Genomic DNA, 5,081 nt, shown 5'->3' with positions numbered 1-5,081 from the left:
GCCGCCGCAGCCGATCAGCGGAGCAAGGTCGTTACGCGGGCCGATTCTTGTGGGAGCGGGAGCGGGCGCGGGGATCGCGATCATCTCTGCAACCGCGGACAATAAGGGCAGCCTGAGCCCGTCGGATCCCTCGAAGCCGTAGAGGATTCCCGAAAACGTCAACGCAGGTCGGCATACGTCTGCCAGGTACCTATTGTCCACCCGTCAACTGATCGCCCTTGTCCGATCCAGGACTGCCCTCGGTCTGGGCTGGCTTCTTAGGGATCTGGGCAGCTGCAAGGACCGCAGCTTCGACCGCCTTCAAGGCAACCTCACGCGCAAACGAATGATCGCTCGCAAGAATCAAGAAGTGTAGTGGGCTACCCAATGTTTGAAGACCACCCACCCTCCGCGAAAAACGCGGAAGGGTGGGCCAACCCCATAGCAGTCAGCAGTCATTAAGCTTGTCTTCAGGATAGACACAAGATCCTTCGACTCAGTGCCCGCGACCCGCAAGAGGCGCGGGTCGGAAAGGGAAACGGGCGCTTCGCTCAGGATGACAGCGTATATTTCCCGTTGGCTTGAATGGCCGGCCCTGTGAGCAAGTTCATCGCAAACGCCTGTTACTAATGTTCTAGGACTGCGGAGTGTGCGCTGGGGAGTTGCCTTGCACGTTATTGGTACGACTCGAAGTAACATCTGGGTCGTCACGCAAAGAAAGTGGCAGAGTCAGGAGTTGGCCCGTGACGGACATCCCCCAAGAAGAAGAAATCGTAACCTGCGTGTCGTGTGATTACCGCTATCCCAGAAGCTGGGGAGCGTGCAATATCTGCGGCGCGCCCGCCCCAACTGTCCAGCCAGCAGCGCGTGAATCGGATAATCCAAAGCAGGTCGAATCGGAAGCAAGCGAGATCATTGAAGCTGCGACGGAAATACGCCCGGAAAATCGCGAGCACGATGCAGCAGTTGTCCGGCTGGCGAGGAGAGCTTCGGTTCTGGTGTCGACGGCGGCGGCTGCCATTGCCATGGTTGGAATTGTGGCGCATCGATCGGTGAGCACGTCGGTGAGCGACAGCCTGGTAAGGGAAATCGCGAGCGTGTCGGCGCCCGCAGAGCCGGCGCTGCGGGCAAAACCTGCTCCGGTTCGCCGGACGATCGTCAACACGCCCGCTTCTCCTGTTGCGCAGCTCAAGCCTGCAAAAGTGCAGGTAGAGAAAACGGAAAAAGAGGAGAGCGACGACACACTGGATCCAGCCAGGTTGTGGCAGATGGTCAGACGGGGCAATACGACTGCTGAAGTAACACTCGCCAAGCTGTATCTCGAGGGCGAAGCGCTGGAGCAGAATTGTGAGCAGGCGCACTTGCTACTGGTGGCGGCATCGAAAAGGGGTAGCCGCGCCGCCGACAACCTTCTGGGCAGTGCATACACGAATCGTTGCAACTGATCAAAGTACGAACGCCCAGTTCCGGTCGAGCAAAAACCCCGCCCAAGCTGCGCTTAAATGGGGCACCCTCAGGAGTATAGGAGAATCGGGTAAGTAGTAGTCTTTCGGGCTGACCGGTTACCCATCGGTACTGATCAGCAGATCCAATTGAAATACTCGCCCTGCATGACGACGCCAGAGCACATGTCGGTGGCGAACCAGTAGGCGATTTCGCGATAATTCTTCACAGCGAAGATGGCGAGGTCCGCGTCTTTGCCAGATTCGATACTGCCTTTCCGATGCTCCAGTTGGAGCGAGCAAGCCCCATTGATGGTTGCTGCGGAGATGGCTTCCGCCGGCGACATCTTCATTTGCGTGCAGGCAAGCGAAAGCACAAAAGGCATGCTCACGGTAGGTGAGGTGCCAGGATTGTAGTCAGTGGCGAGAGCAACGGCTGCACCGGCATCGATCAGCTTGCGAGCCGGCGGATACTGCTGGAGGCCGAGGAAGTAGTTTGAGCCGGGGAGCAGGGTGGGTACGATATCGCTTCTCTCGAATGCGCGGAGATCCTCATCGAGCACGTGGTCCACATGGTCAAGAGATGCGGGTTGAAAGCGTTGCAACGAGCCGAGGGGCGCGGGGGTAAGCTGGCAGACATGGGCGCGGACCCCGAGGCCATGTTGGCGCGCTGCGCGGAATACCTGCTCCGATTCTTCCAGGGTGAAAGCCCCGCGTTCGCAGAAAACGTCTACGAAGTCCGCTAATCTCCGCTTCGCCACCAGTGGAATAAGCTCGGCAGTGACCATCTCGAGATAATCGCCCCGCCGATCCTGATATTCCGGTGGGACGACGTGAGCCGCGAGCAAGGTAGGAACCACGGTTCCCGGCCAACCGCGACCGGCAGAACGAACTGCTTCCAGTGATTTCACTTCCGAGTTGAGACTCAGTCCATAGCCCGACTTGGCTTCGACGGTTGTTGTCCCCTGGCGAGCCATTCGTTGAAACACATTTAGCACCGAGTCGGACAGTGAATTCGCATCTGCCTGCCGAACCCCTTCAATGCTGGATCGAATACCGCCGCCGGACTTTGCGATTTCTTCGTAGCTGGCCCCGGAAATGCGTTTTTCAAAATCTACCAGCCGCGGGGCGGTGAATACGGGATGGGAGTGCGAATCGACAAAGCCGGGTAACACCACTCCGCCACGGCAATCGACTTCGCGAATACTCTTGCGGTTTTTCTGCAGCCAGGAATCGTTTTCGGCGTCAAGACGCGGCCCTACGGACACAATCTTGCCGGCAACACAGAGCACGGCGGCATCTTCGATGATCTCGAGCTGCGTGAGTTGCTGCCGACGACGGAGGCCGCGTTCTCCGCGCAGGGTGAGAAGCTGCCCAATGTTCGTGAGGAAGAGAGCAGGCTGCGTGCGGACAGCTCTCTTGCTTCCGCGGGCCGCCGTCACTCCGGCAGACCTCTGTCGCTCATCGGGATCCGAATGCCGTTTTTCTCGGCAAACTCGCGAGCTTCGCCGTAACCGGCGTCCACATGACGGGCAACGCCGATGCCGGGATCATTGGTGAGCACGCGCTCGATGCGCGCAGCCATGTGTTCGCTGCCGTCGGCGACCGTAACCTGTCCTGCGTGCTGCGAGTAGCCGATACCAACACCGCCGCCATTGTGAATCGAAACCCAGGAAGCGCCGCTGGCGGTGTTGAGCATGGCATTGAGCAGCGGCCAGTCGGCGATGGCATCGCTGCCATCCTTCATGGCCTCGGTTTCGCGGAAGGGAGAGGCCACCGAGCCACAGTCAAGATGGTCTCTGCCCATCACGATGGGCGCCTTGATGCGACCGCTCCTGACCAGATCGTTGATGGCCAAACCGAACTGGGCGCGCTCACCATATCCGAGCCAGCAGATACGCGCCGGGAGTCCCTGGTACTTGATGCGCTTGCGCGCCAGATTAATCCAGCGGCTGAGAATTCGGTTGTCGGGAAACATCTGCAATACGAGGTCATCAGTAACAGCGATATCGGAGGGCTCGCCCGACAAAGCCACCCAGCGGAAGGGGCCACGGCCTTCGCAGAAGAGCGGCCGGATGTACTGCGGAACAAATCCCGGGAAGTCGTAGGCGTTCTTCACTCCACGCTGAAATGCGAAGGTGCGTATGTTGTTCCCGTAGTCGAAGGTTACTGCTCCCATCTTTTGCAAGGCGAGCATGCCTTCGACGTGACGGGCGATCGAATCGAGCGAGCGCTCCTGGTAACCCTTGGGATCGCGCTGGCGCAACTCTGCGGCTTGCTCGACCGAGAGTCCCTGCGGGATGTAGCCGTTCAGGGGGTCGTGCGCGGAGGTCTGATCAGTAAGAATGTCGGGCAACACGCCGCGGTTGGCAAGTTCGGGAATGATATCGGCGCAGTTCCCTACCAGGCCGACCGAAACGGCTTCTTTCTTGCGCACGGCATTTTTCAGGATGCGCAGCGCTTCGTCGAGCGTGTTGACCATGAAGTCGCAATAGCCGGTCTTGAGGCGCTTCTTGATGCGCTCGGGATCGACTTCAATGCCGAGAAACGCCGCGCCATTCATGGTGGCGGCCAAGGGCTGGGCGCCGCCCATACCGCCCATGCCGCCGCTGACGATGAGCTTGCCTTCGAGATTGCCGTCGAAATGCTTGGCGCCCGCGGCAGCAAAGGTTTCAAATGTGCCTTGCACGATGCCCTGCGAGCCGATGTAGATCCAGGAGCCGGCGGTCATCTGGCCATACATGATGAGACCAGCGCGCTCGAGTTGATTGAATGTGTCCCAATTCGACCAATGGCCGACGAGATTGGAATTGGCGATCAGCACGCGTGGAGCATATTCGTGCGTGCGAAAGATACCCACAGGCTTGCCTGACTGAACCAGGAGTGTCTCGTCGTTCGCGAGCGAGCGCAGCGATGAAACGATCGCGCGGTAGCAATCCCAATTGCGGGCCGCGCGGCCGGTGCCGCCATAGACAACCAGGTCACGAGGCCGCTCACCGACTTCTTCGTCGAGATTGTTCATCAGCATGCGCATGGCGGCTTCCTGCTGCCAGCCCTTGCAGGTGATTGCGGTGCCGCGCGGAGCTCGAATGGGAGTGTAAGCAGGAGCACTGAATTCGGTTTCGACCGGCATGGCACTGATGTTAGTCCGCAGCGGCGGGCAGTGCAATCGAGCGTGCGCGAGCTGCAAAATCGAGAGTGCGCGGCGCACAAGGTCGATTGCGGGCGGTCGACAAAGAGGGGAATTGCGCGGTGAGGTCGGACCATTGCGAGACTCGCAAGGAGTTTGAGTAAAACGGTTGCGGTTGTTAGAATGACGATTCGAGTGTGCTACGTTTGCTTGCCAGAGTTGAGCGTTGCGCGATTGCTCGCCGACACAGCGGCAGACTTCCCGGAGTTCTGAATCAGCCTCCCGGCGCTCACCGGTGAGAGCGTTCAACGTGGCCAGGTAGCTCAGATGGTAGAGCGCAGCCCTGAAAAGGCTGGCGTCGGCGGTTCGATTCCGTCCCTGGCCACCATTTTTCTCAATGGTTTAGAAAATCCACTCAAAATTTCCCACCCGTGATTTCACAGCTGTGGTTGCTCACCTATCGGCGGACGATTTGAATACGGCGAGTGCGACACGAGCGACCTGTTCCAACGCTTTCTTATCTGACTTTA

Annotated in this window: 3 protein-coding genes and 1 tRNA gene; 2 read left to right on the top strand and 2 right to left on the bottom strand. The window is 59.1% G+C overall.

Going from position 1 to position 5,081, the window contains the following annotated elements; all coding sequences use genetic code 11:
• Positions 1–722: 722 nt before the first annotated feature.
• A complete protein-coding gene (locus VEG30_01730) occupies positions 723–1,424 on the top strand; it encodes a hypothetical protein (protein HXZ78617.1) in 702 nt (233 codons plus the stop codon).
• A gap of 134 nt (positions 1,425–1,558) precedes the next feature.
• Here VEG30_01730 and hutI read toward each other — a convergent pair whose 3' ends face one another.
• Both hutI and hutU read right to left on the bottom strand, forming a co-directional pair.
• Complete coding sequence (gene hutI / locus VEG30_01725) at positions 1,559–2,863, bottom strand: imidazolonepropionase (GenBank protein ID HXZ78616.1); 1,305 nt, start codon at positions 2,861–2,863, stop codon at positions 1,559–1,561.
• The gene (gene hutU / locus VEG30_01720) at positions 2,860–4,554 is read right to left on the bottom strand and encodes a urocanate hydratase (protein ID HXZ78615.1); all 1,695 of its coding nucleotides are present in this window, start codon (positions 4,552–4,554) and stop codon (positions 2,860–2,862) included. The genes hutI and hutU overlap by 4 nt, the downstream gene beginning before the upstream one ends.
• A gap of 309 nt (positions 4,555–4,863) precedes the next feature.
• On the opposite strand from hutU, the gene VEG30_01715 reads away from it, so the two are divergent.
• Positions 4,864–4,939, top strand: a tRNA-Phe gene (locus VEG30_01715).
• Positions 4,940–5,081 lie beyond the last annotated feature (142 nt).

Source organism: Terriglobales bacterium (assembly GCA_035624455.1).
Classification (GTDB): domain Bacteria; phylum Acidobacteriota; class Terriglobia; order Terriglobales; family Acidobacteriaceae; genus DASPRM01.
This window is presented reverse-complemented; position numbering and strand designations above follow the sequence as displayed.

Excerpts from the sequence above, each read along its gene's own strand:
- hutU (HXZ78615.1), bottom strand. The coding sequence starts at position 4,554 with ATGCCGGTCGAAACCGAATTCAGTGCTCCTGCTTACACTCCCATTCGA.